The 21,205-nt window shown below is 72.2% G+C and carries 18 protein-coding genes; 9 read left to right on the forward strand and 9 right to left on the reverse strand.

Going from position 1 to position 21,205, the window contains the following annotated elements:
- Positions 1–89: 89 nt before the first annotated feature.
- Genes ACFPZJ_RS15160 through ACFPZJ_RS15170 form a run of 3 tightly spaced genes read left to right on the forward strand, consistent with a single transcriptional unit; the run spans position 90 to position 3,497 of the window.
- The gene (locus ACFPZJ_RS15160) at positions 90–1,451 is read left to right on the forward strand and encodes an FtsW/RodA/SpoVE family cell cycle protein (protein WP_381021458.1); all 1,362 of its coding nucleotides are present in this window, start codon (positions 90–92) and stop codon (positions 1,449–1,451) included.
- Positions 1,452–1,488: 37 nt separating this feature from the next.
- Entirely contained in the window at positions 1,489–2,946 is a 1,458-nt protein-coding gene (locus ACFPZJ_RS15165; RefSeq protein WP_381021459.1) for a penicillin-binding transpeptidase domain-containing protein, read from the forward strand.
- 44 nt (positions 2,947–2,990) lie between these two features.
- Complete coding sequence (locus ACFPZJ_RS15170; protein ID WP_381021461.1) at positions 2,991–3,497, forward strand: DUF3291 domain-containing protein; 507 nt, start codon at positions 2,991–2,993, stop codon at positions 3,495–3,497.
- Between the two features lie 124 nt (positions 3,498–3,621).
- Here the strand turns inward: ACFPZJ_RS15170 and ACFPZJ_RS15175 are convergent, their stop codons facing one another.
- Entirely contained in the window at positions 3,622–4,734 is a 1,113-nt protein-coding gene (locus ACFPZJ_RS15175) for a ferritin-like domain-containing protein (RefSeq protein WP_381021462.1), read from the reverse strand.
- 159 nt (positions 4,735–4,893) lie between these two features.
- On the opposite strand from ACFPZJ_RS15175, the gene ACFPZJ_RS15180 reads away from it, so the two are divergent.
- The 4 genes from ACFPZJ_RS15180 (at position 4,894) to ACFPZJ_RS15195 (ending at position 8,543) form a co-directional block, all read left to right on the forward strand.
- Positions 4,894–5,832, forward strand: coding sequence for an AurF N-oxygenase family protein (locus tag ACFPZJ_RS15180; RefSeq protein ID WP_381021464.1), 939 nt, complete (start codon positions 4,894–4,896; stop codon positions 5,830–5,832).
- Between the two features lie 354 nt (positions 5,833–6,186).
- The gene (locus ACFPZJ_RS15185) at positions 6,187–6,840 is read left to right on the forward strand and encodes a TetR/AcrR family transcriptional regulator (protein WP_381021465.1); all 654 of its coding nucleotides are present in this window, start codon (positions 6,187–6,189) and stop codon (positions 6,838–6,840) included.
- Positions 6,841–6,850: 10 nt separating this feature from the next.
- Complete coding sequence (locus ACFPZJ_RS15190; protein WP_381021466.1) at positions 6,851–7,186, forward strand: hypothetical protein; 336 nt, start codon at positions 6,851–6,853, stop codon at positions 7,184–7,186.
- Between the two features lie 172 nt (positions 7,187–7,358).
- Positions 7,359–8,543 carry a C40 family peptidase gene (locus tag ACFPZJ_RS15195; protein ID WP_381021468.1) on the forward strand — a complete coding sequence of 395 codons (1,185 nt, stop codon included), beginning with the start codon at positions 7,359–7,361 and terminating at the stop codon, positions 8,541–8,543.
- Here ACFPZJ_RS15195 and ACFPZJ_RS15200 read toward each other — a convergent pair.
- From ACFPZJ_RS15200 to ACFPZJ_RS15220, 5 genes are read right to left on the reverse strand one after another with little or no spacing between them, the layout of a single operon-like run.
- Entirely contained in the window at positions 8,507–9,769 is a 1,263-nt protein-coding gene (locus tag ACFPZJ_RS15200) for a styrene monooxygenase/indole monooxygenase family protein (RefSeq protein WP_381021469.1), read from the reverse strand. The two genes, ACFPZJ_RS15195 and ACFPZJ_RS15200, sit on opposite strands and share 37 nt — an antisense overlap.
- 48 nt (positions 9,770–9,817) lie before the next feature.
- Positions 9,818–10,465 (reverse strand): GTP-binding protein, encoded by a 648-nt coding sequence (locus tag ACFPZJ_RS15205; RefSeq protein ID WP_381021471.1) that lies wholly within the window; start codon positions 10,463–10,465, stop codon positions 9,818–9,820.
- Positions 10,446–10,868 carry a DUF742 domain-containing protein gene (locus ACFPZJ_RS15210; protein ID WP_381021473.1) on the reverse strand — a complete coding sequence of 141 codons (423 nt, stop codon included), beginning with the start codon at positions 10,866–10,868 and terminating at the stop codon, positions 10,446–10,448. Before ACFPZJ_RS15210 ends, ACFPZJ_RS15205 begins: the two co-directional genes overlap by 20 nt.
- On the reverse strand, positions 10,865–11,371 hold the full coding sequence (locus ACFPZJ_RS15215; RefSeq protein WP_381021474.1) for a roadblock/LC7 domain-containing protein: 507 nt from the start codon (positions 11,369–11,371) through the stop codon (positions 10,865–10,867). Before ACFPZJ_RS15215 ends, ACFPZJ_RS15210 begins: the two co-directional genes overlap by 4 nt.
- Positions 11,368–14,172 carry a sensor histidine kinase gene (locus tag ACFPZJ_RS15220; protein WP_381021476.1) on the reverse strand — a complete coding sequence of 935 codons (2,805 nt, stop codon included), beginning with the start codon at positions 14,170–14,172 and terminating at the stop codon, positions 11,368–11,370. The genes ACFPZJ_RS15215 and ACFPZJ_RS15220 overlap by 4 nt, the downstream gene beginning before the upstream one ends.
- 368 nt (positions 14,173–14,540) lie before the next feature.
- Between ACFPZJ_RS15220 and ACFPZJ_RS15225 the strand changes: the two genes are divergently transcribed.
- Entirely contained in the window at positions 14,541–15,326 is a 786-nt protein-coding gene (locus ACFPZJ_RS15225) for a hypothetical protein (protein WP_381021477.1), read from the forward strand.
- A 378-nt stretch (positions 15,327–15,704) separates the two neighbouring features.
- On the opposite strand, the gene ACFPZJ_RS15230 is transcribed toward ACFPZJ_RS15225, so the two are convergent.
- Together ACFPZJ_RS15230 and lon are read right to left on the reverse strand one after the other, a co-directional pair.
- Positions 15,705–16,220, reverse strand: coding sequence for a MarR family winged helix-turn-helix transcriptional regulator (locus ACFPZJ_RS15230; protein WP_381021479.1), 516 nt, complete (start codon positions 16,218–16,220; stop codon positions 15,705–15,707).
- Between the two features lie 260 nt (positions 16,221–16,480).
- Positions 16,481–18,904, reverse strand: a complete 2,424-nt coding sequence (lon, locus tag ACFPZJ_RS15235; RefSeq protein WP_381021480.1) for an endopeptidase La — start codon at positions 18,902–18,904, stop codon at positions 16,481–16,483.
- A gap of 250 nt (positions 18,905–19,154) precedes the next feature.
- Here lon and ACFPZJ_RS15240 point away from each other — a divergent pair, with 250 nt between their 5' ends.
- Positions 19,155–19,784, forward strand: a complete 630-nt coding sequence (locus ACFPZJ_RS15240; protein WP_381021481.1) for a GNAT family N-acetyltransferase — start codon at positions 19,155–19,157, stop codon at positions 19,782–19,784.
- Here the strand turns inward: ACFPZJ_RS15240 and ACFPZJ_RS15245 are convergent.
- On the reverse strand, positions 19,760–20,584 hold the full coding sequence (locus ACFPZJ_RS15245; RefSeq protein ID WP_381022129.1) for a rhomboid-like protein: 825 nt from the start codon (positions 20,582–20,584) through the stop codon (positions 19,760–19,762). The genes ACFPZJ_RS15240 and ACFPZJ_RS15245 overlap by 25 nt on opposite strands.
- Positions 20,585–21,205 lie beyond the last annotated feature (621 nt).

A 21,205-nucleotide genomic window follows, 5' to 3' on the forward strand; every position in this document is an offset into this window, starting at 1 on the left:
CGCGTCCCTGAGCGCCCGTTTCCGCCCCGCGCCACGCTGGCGTGATTGACGGAAGCGCACAAGGACTGCCATTTGGGTAAGTTCCGGACATGAGCAAGGCCGGAATCACCCTGGCGACGGCGGACCCGCCCGCGCCTGCCGCACGCCTCCCCCGGCGCCGCGGCATCGAAGTCGCCCTCATCCTCCTGGCCGTCCTGCTGTCCGTGTACGGCTACTGCGCCGTCGGCCTGGCCAGGACCGGTGCCGTTCCACCCGGCGCCGCCGGGTACGGTGCCGGATTGGGCGTCCTCGCGCTGCTGGCGCATCTCGCGGTCCGCCTGCGCGCCCCCTACGCCGATCCCCTCCTCCTGCCGATCGGCGTGCTGCTCAACGGCCTGGGTCTGGTGCTGATCTACCGGCTCGACCTGCAGACGCCGGGCGACCGGGCGGCTCCGGCGCAACTGGTGTGGTCGACGCTGGGCGTGGCGCTGTTCATCGTGGTCGTGCTGCTGCTGCGCGACTACCGGGTTCTCCAGCGCTACGCGTACGTCTGCGTCGCCGCCGCGCTCGTGCTGCTCACGCTGCCGATCCTCTTCCCCGCCGTGAACGGCGCCCGCATCTGGATCCGGATCGCCGGATTCTCCATCCAGCCCGGCGAGTTCGCGAAGGTGCTCCTCGCGGTGTTCTTCGCCGCCTACCTGGCCGCGAACCGCAGCGCCCTCGCCTACACCGGCCGCCGCGTGTGGAAGCTCCAACTGCCCACCGGCCGTGTCCTGGGCCCCATCGTCGCCGTCTGGCTGGTGAGCGTCGGCGTACTGGTCCTGGAGCGCGACCTGGGCACCTCGCTGCTCTTCTTCGGCCTGTTCGTCGTCCTGCTGTACGTCGCCACCGGCCGCACCGGCTGGATCGCCGTCGGGCTACTGCTGGCGGCGCTGGGCGCGGTCGCGGTGGGCCGGCTGGAACCCCACGTCCACAGCCGCATCGACACCTGGCTGCACCCGTTCGCGTCGATCGAGGCCGGTCAGGGACCCAACCAGCTCGCGCAGTCGCTGTTCGCCTTCGCGGAGGGCGGGATGCTCGGCACCGGGCTGGGGCTCGGCCACTCCGTCCTCATCGGCTTCGCCGTCAAGTCGGACTTCATCCTCGCCACGGCGGGCGAGGAGCTGGGCCTGGCCGGTCTGTCCGCGATCTTCCTGCTGTACGGACTGCTCGTGGAGCGCGGTTTCCGGGCGGGCCTGGCGATCCGCGACCCCTTCGGACGGCTGCTGGCCGTCGGGCTCGCCTCGATCGTGGCGCTCCAGGTGTTCGTCATCGCGGGCGGGGTGACCGGGCTGATCCCGCTGACCGGCATGGCGATGCCGTTCCTGGCGCAGGGCGGTTCGTCGGTGGTCACCAACTGGGCGATCGTGGCGCTGCTGGTGCGGGTGAGCGACTCGGCCCGGCGGCAGAGCGACGGGCGGACCGTCTCATGAGCCCCTCGGCACCTCCCGCGCGACACGGGGAGGCCCGTTGACCCGGCACATCCAGCACGCCGCCGTCTTCTGCGCCCTGCTGCTGATCGCGCTGCTGCTCAACGCCACCCGCGTCCAGGTGCTCCAGGCCGAGTCCCTGGACGGCAACGCCGCGAACCGCCGCCCGGACATCGCCCGGTACGCGCAGCCGCGCGGCGACATCCTGGTCGGCGGCCGGCCGGTCACCGGCTCCCGGGACACCGGCGAGCAGCTCCGCTACGAACGGACCTACAGCGACGGCCCGTTGTACGCGCCCGTCACCGGTTTCTCCTCGCAGCTGTACGGCACGGCGTTCCTGGAGCACACCGAGGACCCCGTTTTGTCCGGCACGGACCCGCTGCTGGCGCCGTTCCCGCTGTGGAACGACTTCACGCGCTCCCGCAGCCAGGGCGGTGACGTCGTGACGACCCTGAACCCGGCCGCTCAGCGGGCGGCGTTTCGGGGACTCGCCGGCCGCAAGGGCGCGGTGGCCGCCCTGGAGCCGTCCACCGGCCGGATCCTGGCCCTGGTGTCCGCCCCTTCCTACGACCCCGGGGTGCTGTCCGGCAACGGGGCGGCGGTGGCCCGCTCCTGGGCGCGGCTGAACGCCGACCCGGACAAGCCGATGCTCAACAGGGCGGTAGGGCAGACGTATCCACCGGGTTCGACGTTCAAGGTGGTCACCGCGGCGGCGGCGCTGGACGCGGGCGTGGTCAGGGACCTGGACGCGCCGACCGACGCCCCCGACCGGTACACCCTCCCCGGTACGTCGACCGCGCTGACGAACGAGTCCAGGGGCTGCGCGGAGGTCTCCGTGCGCGACGCGTTCACGTTCTCGTGCAACACCGTGTTCGCCAAGCTCGGGGTGGAGGTGGGCGTGGCGGACATGACGGCCACGGCGCACGCCTTCGGCTTCAACGACGGGGACCTGGGCGTGCCGTTCCCGGTGGCGCGGTCCACCTTCGACACCTCGCTGGACCGGGCGCAGCTCGCGCTGTCGTCGCTCGGGCAGTACAACACGCGGGCCACGCCGCTGCAGATGGCGATGGTCGCGGCGGCCGTCGCCAACGGCGGGCAACTGCGGCGGCCGTACCTGGTGGAGCGGACGCTGCGGGCCGGCGGCGCCACCCTGATGACGGCCGGATCGCGCCCCGTGCGGCAGGCGATGTACCCGTCGACCGCCGTGCGCCTGCGCGCCCTGATGCGGGACGTGGTGGAGCGGGGCACCGGCACCAACGCCGCCATCCGCGGCGCGGTCGTCGGCGGCAAGACCGGCACGGCACAGCACGGCCTGGGCAACTCCGGCATCCCGTACGCCTGGTTCGTGTCCTGGGCGCAGGGCCGGGACGACCTGGAGCCGAGGGTGGCGGTCGCGGTGGTCGTGGAGGACGCGGACGCCGACCGCGGGGAGATCAGCGGCGGCGGCGACGCGGCGCCGATCGCGCGGGCGGTGATGAAGGCGGTTCTCGACTCGTGAGACGGGGCTACCACCCGGCACCCGCCCCGACCTAACGTTCGGTCATGACTGACGCAGCCGCCTTCGAACTCGCCCAGGTCAACATCTCGCGCCTCAAAGCGCCGCTGGATTCCCCGCAGTTGAAGGACTTCGTCGACAATCTCGATCCGGTGAACGCCGACGCGGACGCGGCCGACGGCTTCGTCTGGCGCCTGAAGGGCGACTCGGGCAACGCGACGGACGTGCCGGTGTTCGGTGACTCCTGGCTGATCGTCAACATGACGGTGTGGCGGGACGTCGACGCCCTGACGGCGTACATGTACCAGGGCCGGCACCGGGAGATGCTGGCGCGCCGCCGTGAGTGGTTCGAGAAGCTCCAGGAGGCGGTGACGGCGCTGTGGTGGGTCCCCGCCGGGCACCGGCCGACGGTGGCGGAGGCGGAGTCCCGCCTGCTCCACCTGCGCACCCACGGCCCGACGCCGTACGCGTTCACCCTGCGGACGTCGTTCCCGCCGGGGGTGTCGGAGCCGGTGCTCGGAACGGTGCCGGAGGGGCTGGGCTGTTCGGTCTAGCCGCAGCGGTCGGCGGCGGTGAGGCCGGTTGCGGCGGGGAGCGGCACGGTCGGCCGGAGCCGGTCAGGGCAGACGCCGGTCAGGCCGTAGGGGGCGGTCGCCGTTCCGCCCGGCGATCGGGTGATCAGCCGGTGAGGCGTCGGCCCTCCTCGATGGCCTCCCGCACCTCCGTCACCCGCTCCTTCTCCTCCGCCGCGAACCGCTCCGCGTCCAGCTTCTCGGCGATCTCCTCGTCCTGGTTCATCAGCAGGTCGAGGTCGGTGTCGCCGAGCTCCAGGACGCCCATGTCGACGTAGGCCTGCTGGAGGCGCTTGCCCCACAGGCCGATGTCCTTGGCGCAGGGGACGATGCGGCTGAAGAGGAGCTTGCGGAAGAGAGCGAGGAACTCCGACTGCTCGCTGTAGGACTCGGCCTCGGCCCTCGGGACGCCGAAGTTCTCCAGGACCTCGACCCCGCGCAGCCGGTCGCGCATCAGGTAGCAGCCCTCGATGACGAACTCCTCGCGCTCCCGCAGCTCCGCGTCCGTGAGCTGCCGGTAGTAGTCGCGCAGCGCCATGCGTCCGAAGGCCACGTGCCGGGCCTCGTCCTGCATGACGTAGGCGAGGATCTGCTTCGGCAGGGGCTTGTCCGTCGTGTCCCGGATCATGCCGAAGGCGGCCAGGGCGAGCCCCTCGATCAGGACCTGCATCCCGAGGTACGGCATGTCCCAGCGCGAGTCGCGCAGGGTGTCGCCCAGCAGCGACTGGAGGTTGTCGTTGACCGGGTAGACCAGCCCGATCTTCTCGTGCAGGAAGCGGCCGTAGATCTCGGCGTGCCGGGCCTCGTCCATGGTCTGGGTCGCCGAGTAGAACTTGGCGTCCAGGTCGGGCACCGACTCCACGATCCGCGCCGCGCAGATCATCGCGCCCTGCTCGCCGTGCAGGAACTGGCTGAACTGCCAGGAGGCGTAGTGCCGGCGCAGCTCCGCCTTGTTCTTGTCGCTCAGCTTCGCCCAGTGCTTCGTGCCGTACAGGGACATGGCTTCGTCGGGGGTGCCCAGCGGATCGTACGGATCGACTTCCAGCTCCCAGTCGATCCGCTTCAGGCCGTCCCACTGCTTGTCCTTGCCCTTCTGGTACAGGGCCAGCAGACGGTCACGGCCGTCGTCGTACTCCCAGCTGAAGCGGGCCGCGCCGGTGGCGGGCACCTGCCACCGGGGATCGCCCGGGTGCTCGGTGTACAGGTCGAAGGTCGGCATGTCCCGCAGGCTCACACGCGGTAGACGCCGAGTCAACAAGTCGTGCCCGGGGGATTGACGAGCTTGCTGACAAGCAGTCTCATAAGTGCTGCGACCGACCGCGGGCAAGCCGGACGCGGACGCGATCCCGTACGACGAGGTGGGACAGGTGGGACAGCCATGACGACCCTGACGGAAGCCGACGCGCTCGACGGCCTGCGCGACGCACTCGGTCTGCTCAAGGACCGGGAGCAGGTGGCCCAACGGCTGCTCGACTCTTCCGCCAAGCACTCCTTCGACCCCGACAAGGAACTGGACTGGGACGCGCCTTTCGAGGAGGGGAAGTGGTTCTGGCCGCCGGAGCTGGTGTCGCTGTACGACACGCCGCTGTGGAAGCGGATGAGCGAGGAGCAGCGGATCCTGCTGTCCCAGCACGAGGCCGCCGCGCTGGCGTCCCTGGGGATCTGGTTCGAGATCATCCTGATGCAGCTGCTGGTGCGGCACATCTACGACAAGGCGGCGACGAGCGCGCACGTCCGCTACGCGCTGACCGAGATCGAGGACGAGTGCCGGCACTCGAAGATGTTCGCGCGGCTGATCTCCCACGGGGACACCCCGTGGTACCCCGTCAGCCGGGTCCACCAGCACCTGGGACGGCTGTTCAAGACGATCTCCACCACACCCGGCTCCTTCACGGCGACGCTGCTCGGGGAGGAGGTGCTCGACTGGATGCAGCGGCTGACGTTCCCCGACGAGCGGGTGCAGCCGCTGATCCGGGGCGTCACGCGCATCCACGTCGTCGAGGAGGCGCGTCATGTGCGGTACGCCCGCGAGGAGCTGCGGCGCCAGATGGTCACGGCGCCGAAGTGGTCCCAGGAGTTCACGCGGATCACCTCCGGGGAGTTCGCGCGGGTGTTCTCCGTGGCGTTCGTGAATCCGGAGGTGTACACGAACGTGGGGCTGGACAAGCGGGAGGCCGTCGCGCAGGTGCGGGCGAGCGGGCATCGGCGGGAGGTCATGCAGAACGGGGCGAGGCGGTTGACCGACTTCCTCGATGACATCGGGGTGTTGCGGGGCGTGGGGCGACGCTTGTGGCGGTCGTCCGGTCTGCTGGCGTAGGAGTCCGTTCCGAGCACCGGGCTCCGGTACCGAGGCCGGGTGGGTGCGCAACCCGGCACGGCAGGGTGCGCACCCACCCGTGCCGCGCCAGGAGGCACGGGCGCCCGCGGCTCTGGGCGGGAGCGCTCGCAGCCGGCCACGGCGGGAAGGGGACGCGTCGGGGGGTGTCCCGCCCGCGGCGGCTGCCGGGCACGGCCCGGCATTCCCGTGGACACCGTGCGGCAGACCGAGGACGGACGCCCCGGCGCGGACCCCGCCCACCGACCGCGCGCAGGCGCTACAGCACCCCCACCGAAGCCGTGCAGGCCGCCACAGGCACCCGGCCCGCCCACCGGAGGGATTACGCTGCCGGGCATGACACCCGCCGCGCCCACCCCCGCCTACCGGCGCCTGAGCGTCGAGGAACGCCGCAGCCAGCTGCTCGCCGCCGCGCTGTCGCTCTTCGCGAACCACGCGCCCGAGGACGTGTCCCTGGACGACGTGGCGGAGACCGCAGGGGTGTCGCGGCCGCTGGTGTACCGGTACTTCCCGGGCGGCAAGCAGCAGCTGTACGAGGCCGCTCTCCGGTCCGCCGCCGAGGAGCTCCAGCACTGCTTCGACGAGCCGCGCCAGGGCCCGCTGCTCCCCCGTCTGTCCCGCGCCCTCGACCGGTACCTCGCCTTCGTCGACCAGCACGACACCGGCTTCAGCGCCCTGCTCCAGGGCGGCAGCGTCGTGGAGACCTCCCGTACGACCGCCATCGTGGACGGCGTGCGCCGGGCCGCCGCCGACCACATCATCAGCCATCTCCAGGTCACCGACCCGGGCCCACGCCTGCGGATGACCATCAGGATGTGGATCACCGCCGTCGAGGCGGCCTCGCTCATCTGGCTCGACGAGGACAAGCAGCCGCCCGCCGAGGAGCTGCGGGACTGGCTGGTCGAGCAGTTCGTGGCCGTGCTGTCGGTGACCGCGCGCCGCGACCCGCAGACCGACGCGCTGGTCCGGGCCGTCCTGGCGGATGGCTGACACTGGTGCCGTGAAGAGCGAAGACACCCCCTTCGAGGGCGGGCCCATGGACGGCCGCGTCCTGCCCGTGCTGCTGGGGATCACCGGGCACCCGCCCAAGACGTACCGCATCCCCGTCCCCGACCCCGAGGGCGGGCCACCCACCGTGCTCGTCTACCGCCGCGTCCCCCGGGGGCAGAGCAGGCTCGGGCTGACTCGCGGCTGGAAGTACGCGTACGACCCCGGGGGCGGACCGACCCGCCGCTCGAAGTGGCCCTGGTCCAAGCCGGACACCACGCCGGACGCCGGGCCGGACACCGATCCAGACGCCACGCCGCGCGGCAAGCCGGACGACGCCGACGGGTGACCCCGTTGCGCCGAACCGCGCACACCCGGCGCGCGGACCGCGCGCACCCGTCTCATGCTCACGGTGCGAAAGGGCCGAACGGCTCGCGAAACGTCTGAGGAACGGCTGAGCACTGCGCGGTTGCGCACTGCGCGGATGCGCGTGAGCCGCTCCCCCCACCGGAGGTGATGGCGTGTCAGGAAGGCTTGTACGTCTGGTCTGTACGGCGGCACTGGCGACCGGCACGGTCCTCGCACCCGTGCCCGCCACAGCCGCACCGGAGCCCGCCACGGCCACACGCGAGCCGGGCGATCCCGGTGACCAGTCCGTCTCCGACATGCTGACGCAGCTTCAGCGGCTGTACCGGGAGGCCGAGAAGGCCACCGAGACCTACAACGCCACCGAGGAGAAGCTGAAGAAGAAGCGCGCCGAGGCGCGGCGGCTGGACCGGGCCCTGGCCCGTGCCCGGCTCTCCCTGCACGACAGCCGCGGCGACGCGGGCCGGCTGGCCCGGCAGCAGTACCAGAGCAGCACCGGCATCTCCCCGTACGTGCAGCTGCTGCTCGCCCGCGATCCGCAGCGCGCGCTCGACCAGGGCCATGTGATCGGGCGGGTGGCGCGGCAGCGGGCCGAGACGGTCGGTCGGCTGGAGGTCACCGAGCGCAGGACCGACGAGCTGGCCCGCAAGGCCCGCAAGGCGCTCGACGCGCAACAGGCGCTGGCCGCACGGCACAAGAAGCAACGGGACGACGTCCGCGACCGGCTCCGCGAGGTCGAGGAACTGCTCGCCTCCCTCGGCGACGACCAGCTCACCGCCCTCGCCGAGGCGGAGAGGAGCGGGATCGCCAAGGCGCAGCAGGCGTTCATGGCCTCCGGAGCGCTCGGCAGCCAGAGCGCGCAGCGCAAGCCGTCCAGGCAGGGCGACCTGGCCGTGCGTTACGCCGTGGCGCAGCTGGGCAAGCCGTACGAGTGGGGGGCGGAGGGACCGGGGGCGTACGACTGCTCGGGGCTGACCTCCGAGGCGTGGCGGCACGCGGGGACGCCCGTCCCGCGCACCAGTCAGGAGCAGTGGGAGGAGCTCGAACGCGTCCCGCTGAGCGAGCTCAGGCCCGGTGACCTGGTGGTCTACTTCCCCGAGGCCACGCACGTGGCGCTGTACCTCGGCGACGGGATGGTCGTCCAGGCGCCCCGTCCCGGCACGAGGGTGAAGGTCTCCCCCATCGCGGCCAACCCGGTGCTGGGCGCCGTACGCCCCGACCCCGGCGGGGAGCCCGTGCGGCGGTACGCGCCGCCGGAGCTCCCCGAGGGTGCCACGGAGGGGTCCGACGAGGGGTACTCCGGTTACGCGGCGCCCGCGCCGGACACCTCGGCCAGGTAGGCCTGCGTCTTCTCCGGCTCGTAGAAGAAGTTCTCGAAGTCGGCCGGGTCGTTGAAGCCGTTGGCGAAGCGGTCGGCGACCGCCTGGATCTCCCCGCCCGCGCCGACCAGGTTCAGGACGTGCTCGGGCGGCGGGGCCAGCATCGCGTTCGTCCACTTGGTGACGTGCTGGGCGGTGGCCCAGTAGCGGTCGAAGGTCGCCTGCATCCACTCCTCGTCGAACGGCTTGTCGCCGCGTTCGAGGATGGAGGCGAGGTAGGCGGCCGCGCACTTGGACGCCGAGTTGGAGCCCTGGCCCGTGATCGGGTCGTTGGCGACGACCACGTCGGCGACGCCGAGGACCAGGCCGCCGCCGGGCAGCCGACCGATCGGGTTGCGGACGGTCGGGGCGTAACGGCCGGAGAGCGTGCCGCCCGCGTCGGTCAGCTCCACCTTGGTGGCTCGCGCGTACTCCCAGGGGACGTACCGCTCCATGAGTTCCAGCGTCAGGGAGAGGTGCTCGGCCGGGTCCTTGACGCCGTGGAAGACGTCGAGCGGGCCGCCGGGTATGCCCTCCCAGAACAGGATGTCGGCGCGGCCGGAGGTGGTCAGGCACGGCATGACGAACAGCTCGCCGACCCCGGGGACGAGGTTGCAGCGGACCGCTTCCATGCCGGGGTGCTCGGGACGCGGGCCGAGGCCGTGGACGTACGACACCGCCAGCGCGCGCTGCGGCTCGCTGTAGGGGGACCGCTCCGGGTCGCGGGCGAACATCTGCACCAGCTCGCCCTTGCCCGCGGAGACGAGCACGAGGTCGTAGGTGCGGGAGAAGTAGTCGAGGTCGCCGACGGCGGCGCCGTGGATGACCAGCTGGCCGCCGCGCTGCGCGAACGTCTCCATCCAGCCGGCCATCTTCACCCGCTGGTCGACCGACTGAGCGAACCCGTCCAGCGTGCCCACCCAGTCGATGGCACGGGCCGCGGGGCCCTCGGCCCAGGAGCCGGGGGCGGCGACCGAGACGCCGAGCCCCTCGATCTTCGGGGCCTGCGATTCCCAGAAGTTCAGCTGGAGATCGCGCTCGTGCTGCAGGGCGGTGTGGAACATGCACTGCGTCGACATGACCCGGCCGGTGCGGATCTCGTCCGCGGTCCGGTTGGACATCAGGGTGACCTCGTACCCGTGCGACTGGAGGCCGAGGGCGAGCTGGAGACCGGACTGGCCGGCTCCGACGACGAGTATCTTCCGCATGCGGAGTCTCCTAGGTGGACGACGGGGGCCGAGGACCGAGGACGGGCCCTACTCGGGCGTTTCCTCGAGCGCGTGGGCCACGAGGGCCAGGAGGGTCTCGATGACCGAGATCCGGCGCCGCGCGTCCATGATCATGACAGGTATGTGTGACGGAATGGTGAGGGCCTCGCGTACGTCCTCGGGTTCGAACAGCTCGCTGCCGTCGAAGTGGTTGACGGCGACGACGTACGGCAGCCCGCAGCTCTCGAAGTAGTCGAGCGCCGGGAAGCAGTCCTTCAGACGACGGGTGTCGGCCAGGACGACCGCGCCGATCGCGCCACGCACCAGGTCGTCCCACATGAACCAGAACCGCTGCTGGCCCGGCGTGCCGAACAGGTAGAGCACCAGGTCGTCGTCGAGCGTGATGCGGCCGAAGTCCATGGCCACGGTGGTGGTGAGCTTGCCCGGCGTGGCGGTGAGGTCGTCGGTCTCCTCGCTCGCCTCGGTCATCAGCGCCTCGGTCTCCAGGGGCGTGATCTCCGAGACGGCGCCCACCAGCGTGGTCTTGCCGACGCCGAAACCGCCGGCCACCACGATCTTCGTGGCGACCGGGGCACGGGTGGTGTCCGTCTGCCAGGGCTGCAAGGTCTCGTCGGTCTCGACGAGCGGGGTAACACCAGAGACACCGTGAGCGGCGTCAGAGACGACGGAGTCCACTCAGCACCCTTTCCAGCAGCGCGCGGTCCGGCCGGCCCGTGCCGTGGCCGGTTCCCGTTCCGTACACACGGATCTTTCCCTGGTCCGCGAGGTCGCTCAGGAGCACGCGGACCACACCGAGCGGCATCTTCAGCAGCGCGGCGATCTCGGCCACCGTACGCATACGGCGGCACAGTTCGACGATGGCCCGCATCTCCGGCATGACCGTCGACCTCAGCGAGCCGTTCGTCAACTCCTTGCGCTCCTCCGGGGCCTCCAGGGCCGCCGTGCTCGCCACGAACGTCTCGACGAGCAGCACGTGACCGAATCGGGTCCGGCCGCCGGTGAGCGAGTAGGGACGGACGCGGGCGGGTTTGCGGTCGCCGCCGCGGACCGGGAGTTGGTTCTTCGGCGTACCGCTCATCGCGCGCTCCCCGTCGTCTCGGACCCCTCCAGGGATTTTCGGAGCTCGTTGCGGAGTTCCGGTGTCAGGACGTGGCCGGCGCGGCCGACGAACAGGGCCATGTGGTACGCCACCACGCTCATGTCGCAGTCCGCGGAGCCGTGGACGCCGAGCAGCGAGCCGTCGCTGATCGACATCACGAACAGGCTGCCCTCGTCCATCGCGACCATCGTGTGCTTGACCCCGCCGTACTGCATGAGCTTGGCGGCGCCGACGGTGAGGCTGCCGATGCCGGAGACGATGGTGGCCAGGTCCGCGGCGGAGCCGCGCGGGCCCGTCTGCCGCGTGCCGCGGGAGACGCGGGCCGCTTCGTTTCGGCCGGGGTCGGAAGAGAGCAGCAGCAGGCCGTCCGAGGAGACCACCGCCACCGAGAGGATGCCGGGCACCTCCTCGACGAGGTTGGTCAGCAGCCAGTGGAGATTGCGGGCCTCACTGCTCAGTCCGAAGGTACTGGGCGCGGTCAACTGCTTGCCTCCTCGACAGTGCCCCCCGTGACTTCTTCGGATTCTGCGGTTCCTGCGTAGGGTGACCTGGTCTGACCGGTCCGCTCGGCTATCTCCGCCTCCACGTCTCGGTAGCCGGCTTCCGCCCCCCGGCGGAAGCCTCCCAGGCGGCGGCGCAGGGCGTCGGCGTCCACGGACGCGGTCCGCTGGCGCGGAGCCTGGGCCGGGGCGGTGATCTTCGGGGTGCGCTTGGGGAGGCCCTTGTCGGTGACGCGTTCCTCCTCGTCGGGTGCGCTCCCGTGTTCCGCATCTGCTTCGGCTTCGGCGCGGGCTTCGGCTTCGGCTTCGGCGGAGTGGCTCGCACCGCCGAAGCCCGTGCGGCTGTGGTCGTCGGGTGCGGGTGGCCCTTGCGGGGCCTCCTCGCCGTCGGCGGACGCGGGTTCGGCCCCCGGCGCGGCCGGTTCGTCCTGCTGCTGCGCCGGGAGCAGGAGCTCCATCGTGGTCTCGGCGGGGGCCTCCGGCTGCCCGGCGGCTTGCGGCTCCCTCGCGGCTTCCGTCTCCGCGGCGGCCTCCGATCGCCGTACGGCCTTCTCCGCCAGCTCCACCAGCGGGTCCCCGTTCTTCGAACGGCTGCGCAGCACGTTGGAGTTGGCCTCGGCGTCGGCACCCGGCAGGGAGAAGCCGTGGGCGGTGCCCGAGACGGGGCCGGAGCCGGCGGACGGGACCGCGGCGGCCGGGGCGGACGCGAGCAGGGACTTGGGCAGCACGACGACGGCCGCGACACCGCCCTGCTTCTGCTGGCGCAGCTGTACGCGCACGCCGTGCCGGTGGGCGAGCCGGGCCACCACGTACAGGCCGAGACCGAGACCGTCCTCCCCCTCCTGGTCGTAGGGGGACTCGGGGTCGAAGTCGGCGAGGCGGGCGTTGAGCCGCTCCAGGCGGTCCTCGGCCATGCCGATGCCCTCGTCCTGCACCGAGAGCATGACCTCGCCGTTCTCCAGCAGCCAGCCGGAGACCTCGACGGGCAGGTCGGGCGGGGAGAACGAGGTGGCGTTCTCCATCAGTTCGGCCAGCAGGTGGGAGAGGTCGTCCGCGGCGAACCCGGCGATGTGCGCGTGCGGCGGCAGCGCGGCGATGCGGACCCGCTCGTAGCGCTCGATCTCGCTGACGGCGGCCCGTACGACGTCCACGAGCGGAACCGGCCCGGCGGCGTGCTGGACGTGCTCGGTACCGGCGAGGACGAGGAGGTTCTCGCTGTGCCGGCGCATGACCGTGGCGAAGTGGTCGAGCTTGAAGAGGGTGGCGAGGCGGTCCGGGTCGTGCTCGCGCTCCTCCAGGCCCTCGATGACGGTCAACTGCCGCTCCACCAGGCCGAGGGTGCGCAGGGCCAGGTTGACGAAGGTGCCGCCGATGGCCGTGCGCAGCCGCTCCATCTGGGCGGTGACCTCGGCGAGTTCGCCGCGCAGCTCCTCGCGGGCGTCGGCCATCTTCTGGCGCTGGCCGACGAGATGCTTGCGGTCGGCCTCCAGGGTGGTGACCCGCTCGGCGAGGGCGACGGCGTGCGCGTGCAGGGCGTTGACGGAGCGGACGACCTGGGCGAACTCGTCGTTGCGGCCGGTGAAGGCGACGGGCTCCTCGGCGGCCGGGTTCTCGGCCTCGGCGAGGCGGGCCGAGCCGCGGCGCAGCACGGCGAGCGGGCGGGTGAGGGTGCGGGCCATCGCGGTGGCGATGCCGACGGCGAGCAGCATCAGGGCGCCCAGGATCGCGATGCGGATCTCCAGGGCGGTGACGTCGTCGTCGCGCAGCGCCTCGAGGTCCTTGGTGCGCTGCTCGAACAGCGCGGACTCCACGCCGCGCATCAGGTCGACGCGTGCGGACAGGGCGGCTTGCAGCTTCTTGGCGTTGGTGCCGAGTTCGCTGCCGGAGAGGGCCGGCTGGTCGGTGAGCGAGGCCAGGTACTTTTCGGCCGAGTTGACCTCGGGGCCGGTGACCGTGGAGTCGTACGAGGAGCGGGCGGACTTGGGCGCGGTGTCGCGGAAGTCGGCGAGGGCGGCGTCGGAGCGCAGCCGGGCCTGCTGGGCGGCGGCGGTCAGGGCGTCGCGCGTCCTGGTGTCGGCGTCCGAGGAGGTGGATGTGGTGGTCGGCAGGCCGGTGACCGGGTCGATGACGGTCTGGGTGCTGCGCGGCACGCTCAGGGCCGCGAGCAGCAGGCCGCGGGCGGCGGCGGCCTGCTGGACGGCGGAGTCCAGTTCGGCCAGGGCGTACGCGCCGGAGCCCGCGCGCGGCGGCTGCTGCTGGGCCAGCCGCTCGGCGAGGCGGTGCAGTTCGGTGATGGCGGCGGAGTAGGCCTGGTGGGCCTCCAGCGCGCCGCTCTTGCCGGTGAGCGCCGCCCTGCGCACGGTGGCGATGTCGTCGAGGTCGGCGCGCAGCGAGGCGGGGGTGTCGGAGTCGGCGCGCAGTTCCTCGACCTGCCGGTCGACGCGGGCGCTGTGCTGCTCGGAGGGCGCCTTGGACTTGGGGCGGCCGGCCGCGATGTAGGAGGTGACCTCGTCCCGCTCGTCGGCGAGGGAGTGGGCCAGGATGAGGGCGTCCTGGGTCTGCTCGGCCAGCGTCACCAGGTCCTGGGTGTCGCTGACTTGCCCGGAGGCGTCGAGGACGGAGGGCGTGCCGGCGCCCGCGATCGCGGCGGCCACCACGGCCACGGCGACGATCAGCCGGCTGCGCACGTGGGTCGAGCGGCCCTTGCCGGTGGGGGTCGTCTGCTCGGCGCCCTCCGCGGGGGCCGCCTGCTTGCCTGTGCGACGAGGCCGCGTCTTCTGCACCGGTGCTCGCATTCCTGACTCGTGTACCCATGGGCCCGGGTGACGCTCTGTCAACTGGCGTGCACTCCAGGTACTGTTCCCGACCCTCCCAGTGCCGGTGGGCAGTGAACGCGCATCACCTGACCCGCCACCCGAAGGAGTGAACATCGGAGGGGAGTTGGGGGGCAAGTTCCTCTGGCTCGTGCAGCGACCTTGCGCGGCAAGCCGGTTGGACGTCGGCGGCGGCCGGTGGCAGTATTCGCCACTACGCCTTCCCGGAGTCAGCCATTCCCTCCCAAACCAGGCGCCTGACCTGCGAGGGTGCGCCGGTTCGGCAACCGATGCCAGCCTTTTGCGGACCTTGTGAAGGGCTCGTGCAGACTGGCTGGATGCGAACTGAGCTAGTTTCGGAGCCCGGCACCCCGGGTCGGCCCAACGAGGACTTCGCGAGTGTCGGAGTACCCGCCTCCGGACAGGGTGGTTCGCTCGTCGCGCTCGACGGGGTGACGCCGCCGCGGGGCGAGACCGGTTGTCTGCATTCGGTCCCCTGGTTCACCGCGCGCCTCGGTGGCGCGCTGACCGAACTGACCCTTTCGCTCCCGGATGTTCCCCTGGCCGAGGCCCTGTCCCGCGCCCTCGCTCGCACCGCCGGCGCGCACGCCGCAACCTGTGACCTTTCTCACCCCCGGACACCCCAGGCGACCGTGGTCCTGGCCCGCTGGTCCGCGGAGCTGGTCGAGTACCTAATCCTGTCGGACTCGGCCCTGCTGATCGAGTCACCCGGCGGAGCGGTCACCGCCGTCCTGGACGACCGCCTGGCCCGCCTGCCCCGGTCGGCCCTGGCCAGCGACGCGCTGGTGGACGCCACGGTCCGCAACAAGGAGGGCGGCTTCTTCACGGCGGCCGCGGACGCGTCGGTGGCCCGCCGGGCGGTGACGGGCGTGCTGCCCCGCGGGGACGTCCGTGCGCTGGCCGCCCTGACGGACGGGGCCACACGCTGGGTGGAGACCTTCCGCGAGGGCGACTGGGCCGACTGCGTCACCCTCCTGCGCAAGGAGGGCCCACGGGCCCTGGTGGAACGCGTACGGGCGTTGGAGCGGGCGGACACGGAACGGGTGTTCCTGGGCCGGAGCAAGCGGCACGACGACGCGACGGTGGTGTACGTGGAGCCGTAGGGCTGGACGTCGGCCGGGCCGAACGAGGCCAGGACGGAGCCGGGCCCGAACGTGCGGGACCTGGAGCGAACGGACCTGGGGGAACGGGCCTGGAGGGTGTGGGGCCGGACGTGCGGACCCGGAAAGAAACCGGACGGCGTACGGCGGAGGTGCGGAGTCCAGGGCGGAGAGAGGCCCGGACGTGGGGGCCTGCGGGAAGCCGGGTCTGGAGGGTGCGGGGCCCGGGCGGACGGGGCCCGGACGAAGCAGCGTCTCGACGGAACAGCGTCCCGAGGAGCCATGCACGGACACCGCGAGCCCGGACGGAGTGAGGGCCTGGACGTGCGGGTTCTTGGACGGTGCGTGCGCGGACGGGCGGGTTCAGGACCGTGTCGGCGGCTACTTCTCCATCCCCCGGTTGAGCTCGTGCAGCAGCCGCGCCAGCTCGGTGACCTCGCCGGGGTCCCAGTCGGCGAGGCGGCGGGCGTAGCGGGCGCGGCGGGCCTCGCGGACACGGCGCACCCGGTCCTGGCCCTCCTGGGTGAGGGCGATCAGCCAGGCGCGGCCGTCGGCGGGGTCCGGCTCGCGGGCGACCAGGCCGAGCTGCTCCAGAGCGCGCAGTTGGCGAGACATGGTGGCCTTGCCGACGCCGATGTAGGCGGCGAGCTCGGTGGCCCGCTGCGGGCCGCCCTCGTCCAGCCGTACGAGGAGTCCGTACGCGGACGACTCCAGGTCCGGGTGGACCTCGCGGGCCATCTCCCCCTGGTTGGCGCGGGCGCGCCGCAGGAGCACCGTCAACTCCCGCTCGAGCGCCAGGAAGCCGGGCTGGTCGACGCCGCTTCCGGACACGTCGGATCCGACGCGGGATTCGACACCGGATTCGACTCCTGCGTCGCCGTTTCCGTCTTCGTGCACGTCAGCCCCTGCCTCGAGTGTTCCCGGTCCGGAAACGTTCCGCCCGTCGCCGCCACCGTCGCAGCTCCGCCAGTATTTCGCAGGCGTAGACCAACGGCAGCTCGCGGCCCTCTTCCCGGCCCGCGTTCTACGTGCGTAGCTTCCTTGCCGGGGCAGCAGTGATCAAGGGCATGTCCGCTCGCGCCCGGGACGACGTCCACCCGTGTGAAGGCCCGGGTCTCCCTCGCGGGGCCCGGGCCTTCCTCATCCGGTGGCGTCCGTCACGCCGCCACCGGAACCTCCGGCGCCGCGCCGTTCGTGGCCGGTGCCAGCGCCAGCTCCAGGACCTGGCGGACGTCGGTGACGGTGTGGACGTCGAGCTTGTCCAGCACCTCGGCCGGGACGTCGTCCAGGTCCGGCTCGTTGCGCTTGGGGATGATCACGGTGGTGACGCCCGCCCGGTGCGCGGCGAGCAGCTTCTGCTTGACGCCGCCGATGGGCAGGACCCGGCCGGTCAGGGAGATTTCGCCGGTCATGGCCACGTCCGTGCGGACCAGGCGGCCCGACAGCAGCGACGCCAGGGCCGTCGTCATCGTGATGCCGGCGCTCGGGCCGTCCTTGGGGACCGCGCCCGCCGGGAAGTGGATGTGCACGCCCCGGTCCTTCAGATCGCCCACCGGCAGTTCGAGCTCGGCGCCGTGCGACCGCAGGAAGCTGAGCGCGATCTGCGCCGACTCCTTCATCACGTCGCCCAGCTGGCCCGTCAGGGTCAGGCCCGCCGCGCCCGTCTCCGGGTCGGCCAGCGACGCCTCGACGTACAGCACGTCACCGCCCGCCCCCGTCACCGCCAGGCCGGTGGCCACGCCCGGCACCGACGTCCGCCGCTCGGCCGGGTCCTGGGCGGACTCGGGCACGTGGTGCGGCCGGCCGATCAGGCCGCGCAGGTCGCCTTCACGGACGGTGAACGGCAGCTCCCGCTCGCCCAGTTCGTGCTGGGCCGCGACCTTGCGCAGCAGCCGCGCGATGGACCGCTCCAGGTTCCGCACGCCCGCCTCGCGCGTGTACTCGCCGGCGAGCTTGCGCAGCGCGCCCTCGTCGATGACGACCTCGTCCTCGTCCAGCCCGGCCCGCTCCAGCTGGCGCGGCAGCAGGTGGTCGCGGGCGATGACGATCTTCTCGTCCTCGGTGTAGCCGTCCAGCCGGACGATCTCCATACGGTCGGCCAGCGCCTCAGGGATGGCCTCCAGGACGTTGGCGGTGGCGAGGAACACCACGTCGGACAGGTCGAGCTCGACCTCCAGGTAGTGGTCCCGGAAAGTGTGGTTCTGCGCCGGGTCCAGCACTTCGAGGAGGGCCGCGGCCGGGTCGCCCCGGAAGTCGGAGCCCACCTTGTCGATCTCGTCGAGCAGCACGACCGGGTTCATCGACCCGGCCTCCTTGACGGCGCGCACGATCCGGCCGGGCAGCGCGCCGACGTACGTACGCCGGTGCCCGCGGATCTCCGCCTCGTCCCGGACACCGCCGAGCGCGACGCGGACGAACTTGCGCCCCATCGCGTGGGCGACGGACTCGCCGAGCGAGGTCTTGCCGACGCCGGGCGGGCCCACTAGGGCGAGCACGGCACCGCCGCGCCGGCCGCCGATCACGCCCAGACCCCGGTCGGTACGCCGCTTGCGCACCGCGAGGTACTCGGTGATCCGCTCCTTCACGTCCTCCAGGCCGGCGTGCTCGGCGTCCAGCACCGCCTTGGCGCCCTGGATGTCGTACGCGTCCTGCGTCCGCTCGTTCCACGGCATCTCCAGGACCGTGTCGAGCCAGGTGCGGATCCACGAGCCCTCGGGCGACTGGTCGGAGGCGCGTTCCAGCTTGTCGACCTCCTTCAGCGCGGCCTCACGGACCTTCTCGGGCAGGTCGGCGGCCTCGACGCGGGCGCGGTAGTCGTCGGACTCCTCGCCCTCCTTCTCGCCGTTGAGCTCGCGCAGCTCCTTGCGGACCGCCTCCAGCTGACGCCGCAGCAGGAACTCGCGCTGCTGCTTGTCGACGCCCTCCTGGACGTCCTTGGCGATGGACTCGGCGACGTCCTGCTCGGCGAGGTGCTCGCGCAGTTGCTGGGTGGCGAGCTTCAGGCGGGCGACCGGGTCGGCGGTCTCCAGCAGCTGTACCTTCTGATCGGTGGTCAGGAAGGGCGAGTAGCCGGAGTTGTCGGCGAGCGCGGAGACGTCGTCGATGGCCTGGACCCGGTCGACGACCTGCCAGGCGCCGCGCTTGCGCAGCCAGGCGGTGGCCAGGGCCTTGTACTCCTTGACCAGCTCGGTGACGTGTCCCGGCAGCGGGTCCGGCACACGCTCGTCGACCGTCGTGCCCTCGACCCACAGCGCCGCACCCGGCCCGGTCGTCCCGGCGCCGATCTTCACCCGGCCCCGGCCGCGGATCAGGGCGCCCGGGTCACCGTCGGCGAGCCTGCCGACCTGCTCGACCGTGCCGAGGACACCGGTGCCGGCGTACGTGCCGTCGACGCGCGGCACGAGCAGCACCCTGGGCTTCCCCGGCTCCGACCTGGCGGCGGCCTGCGCTGCCTCCACCGCCGCGCGCACCTCGGAGTCGCTCAGGTCCAGCGGGACCACCATTCCGGGCAGCACGACCTCGTCGTCGAGCGGCAGCACGGGCAGGGTGAGCGGTGTGGTGGCCGAGGACTCAGTAGCCATGATCTCCCCTTCGGCAGTCAAGTTGAGTTATGCCGACTCAATGCCTCTGAGCCTTCGATTGTTCCCCCGCGTTCGTTCGCCGTGAGCGATCAGAGGTGCCGAGAGGGACGTTGCCTCCCATATCGTCGCGCCGGGCAAGGAGAGGTAATGACCAGCAATACAGTGAGCCTATTACAGGGAGTGGACGTGGACAGGATCGTGAGGGGCCTGGGTGGAGGGGTGGGTCGTCTCGCGCGGAGCGGCTCCGCCGGTGATCGAGCCGTGGGGCTGCACGATCGACGTCGGCACCGAGGGCCATGTCACCCGGCACGTGTTCGGCCCGGTCGGCGACGACGAGAACGAGGTCGACGAGACGGCCGTACGGAAGGTCGCGGGCGCGGTGACCGGCGCCGGGGTGTGGCTGAAGGTGTTCGAGGACCCGGCGGTGGTCGGCGGGTGGCTCGACGCGTGCTGGTGGATCGACCCGGAGCCCGGCCATCTGATGACCGTGCCGCTGACGACAACGGACGGACCCCCTCCCCCTCCACCCCCCGGCTACCGGCTGCGCACCTGGTCGCGGGGCGGCGTCGTCCGCGCGATGATCGCCGCGCCCGACGGTTCGTGGGCCGCGCGGGGCCAGATCGCCCCGACCGGCACGACAGCGGTCGCCGACCAGATCGAGACCTCCCCGGCGCACCGCCGTCGCGGGCTCGGCAGCCTGGTCATGCGGACACTTCAGCGGGCGGCGGCCGAACAGGGCGCCGAGACGGGCGTGTTGGCGGGCACGGAGGCGGGCCGGGCCTTGTACGAGACGCTGGGGTGGCGGGTCGTGGCGCCGCTCACCAGCGCGACATTCGTGGGAACGAAAGGGTCCTCTCAGAGCCTGCGGACGGTTCCGTGAGCCGGCCGCCGGCGCCGCTCCCCCCGTCGCCGGCCGTACCGGCGCCGCAGCAGCGGCCAGGTCGCCACGCCGATCGCCAGGGCGATCAGGTGGCCCCAGTTGGTCATCGGGTCCGTGAACTCGACCAGGTCCTCGACCAGCATCCCGGCGAAGAGGGCCAGGAGCGGCATGCCCAGCCACGGGGTGAGGAGACCGGCCAGGGCGCCGGTGCCCGCGGCGACGCCGAAGCTGATCCCGAAGTCCAGCCGGTGCAGGGAGCTTTCGGGGAGGTGGCCGACCAGTACCGCGATCCCGACGGGGACCTCGGTGGCGAGGGTGGCCAGAACATGCCCCAGCAGGAAGACACCGGCCGTACGCAGCCGGCCGATCCGCCGCTCCAGCGCGGTCAGCACGAGCAGGAAGCCGATCGCGTACGGCGACAGGATCCCGCCCGCGATCCACAGGGCGCTGGTCAGCATCACCAGCGTGGGCGTCCGTACGAGGTGCGCCACGTCGGTGCTGGAACCCTGCTGGAGCGTGTGGACGAGGGCCGGATCGCCCCACGCGGCGACCAGCGAGGTCATCGCGAGGACGGCGGCATAGGCGAAGGTGAACGGCGTACCGACGGGAGTGGGCAGGAGCCGCCACAGACGCGGCAGGCGAGGGAGGCGACGGAAACGGGCCCGCCCGGGGGCCACCCCCTCCGCGGCGAGGTGCCCAGGCCCGGCGTCCGACGGACCTGTGGCCGGGAGGCCGGAACCGGCCACCAACAAGCCTGCGGCCGGGGAGCCGCACCCGGCCACCACCGAACCCCCAGCCAGGGAGTCGCACCCGGCCACCACCGAACCCCCGGCCGGCGAATCCGTCTCGGCGACCAACGGACCTGTGGGCAGGGAGTGCGAGCCGGCAGCCAACGGAGCCGCGGCCCCGGAATCCACCCCGTCCACCGACGAAACCGCAGCCCGGCGGTCCACCCCGGCGTCCAACGGGGCCGCGTCCGAAGACGCCGCCCGTCGTTCCCGCGGCCTCCCCTGCCCCGGCACCCCGTCGAGCAGCCCGGCGGGGTGCGGAAGGGGCGCTCCCTCGGGCGCGGGTGTGGTCGGCTCGTCGGCCGGCACGGTCCGTTCCACGGTGAGGCGCTCCTTCCGTTCCGCCCCACCCTTCGCGCTCCGGGCGGCCGTGTCTGTGACCGGCGCCACCCGCGCGGCGATTCTCAGCAACCTCTCAACCTCACCCGGGGCCTCTCACCCGCACCTGGGGCTTCTCCCCCGTACCCGGGACCTCTCTTCTCCCCCGCCCGGCGCCCCTCGCCGAGCCCATGACGGGGTGGCCGGGTAGCCGGGTGACCGATGGCCGGATGGCCGCTGCCCGGATGGCCGCCTGCCGACGCCCGCACACCGATGACCGCCTGCCGATCACCGCTCGCCGACGCCCGCACGTCG

Origin of the sequence: Streptomyces bullii, assembly GCF_042657145.1 — a bacterium.
Classification (GTDB): Bacteria; Actinomycetota; Actinomycetes; order Streptomycetales; family Streptomycetaceae; genus Streptomyces; species Streptomyces bullii.

Bases quoted from the DNA above. Each gene is read 5' to 3' on its own strand.
- ACFPZJ_RS15160 (WP_381021458.1), top strand. From the start codon at position 90: ATGAGCAAGGCCGGAATCACCCTGGCGACGGCGGACCCGCCCGCGCCT.
- ACFPZJ_RS15170 (WP_381021461.1), top strand. From the start codon at position 2,991: ATGACTGACGCAGCCGCCTTCGAACTCGCCCAGGTCAACATCTCGCGC.
- ACFPZJ_RS15175 (WP_381021462.1), bottom strand. From the start codon at position 4,734: ATGCCGACCTTCGACCTGTACACCGAGCACCCGGGCGATCCCCGGTGG.
- ACFPZJ_RS15180 (WP_381021464.1), top strand. From the start codon at position 4,894: ATGACGACCCTGACGGAAGCCGACGCGCTCGACGGCCTGCGCGACGCA.
- ACFPZJ_RS15185 (WP_381021465.1), top strand. From the start codon at position 6,187: ATGACACCCGCCGCGCCCACCCCCGCCTACCGGCGCCTGAGCGTCGAG.
- ACFPZJ_RS15200 (WP_381021469.1), bottom strand. From the start codon at position 9,769: ATGCGGAAGATACTCGTCGTCGGAGCCGGCCAGTCCGGTCTCCAGCTC.
- ACFPZJ_RS15210 (WP_381021473.1), bottom strand. From the start codon at position 10,868: ATGAGCGGTACGCCGAAGAACCAACTCCCGGTCCGCGGCGGCGACCGC.
- ACFPZJ_RS15225 (WP_381021477.1), top strand. From the start codon at position 14,541: ATGCGAACTGAGCTAGTTTCGGAGCCCGGCACCCCGGGTCGGCCCAAC.
- lon (WP_381021480.1), bottom strand. From the start codon at position 18,904: ATGGCTACTGAGTCCTCGGCCACCACACCGCTCACCCTGCCCGTGCTG.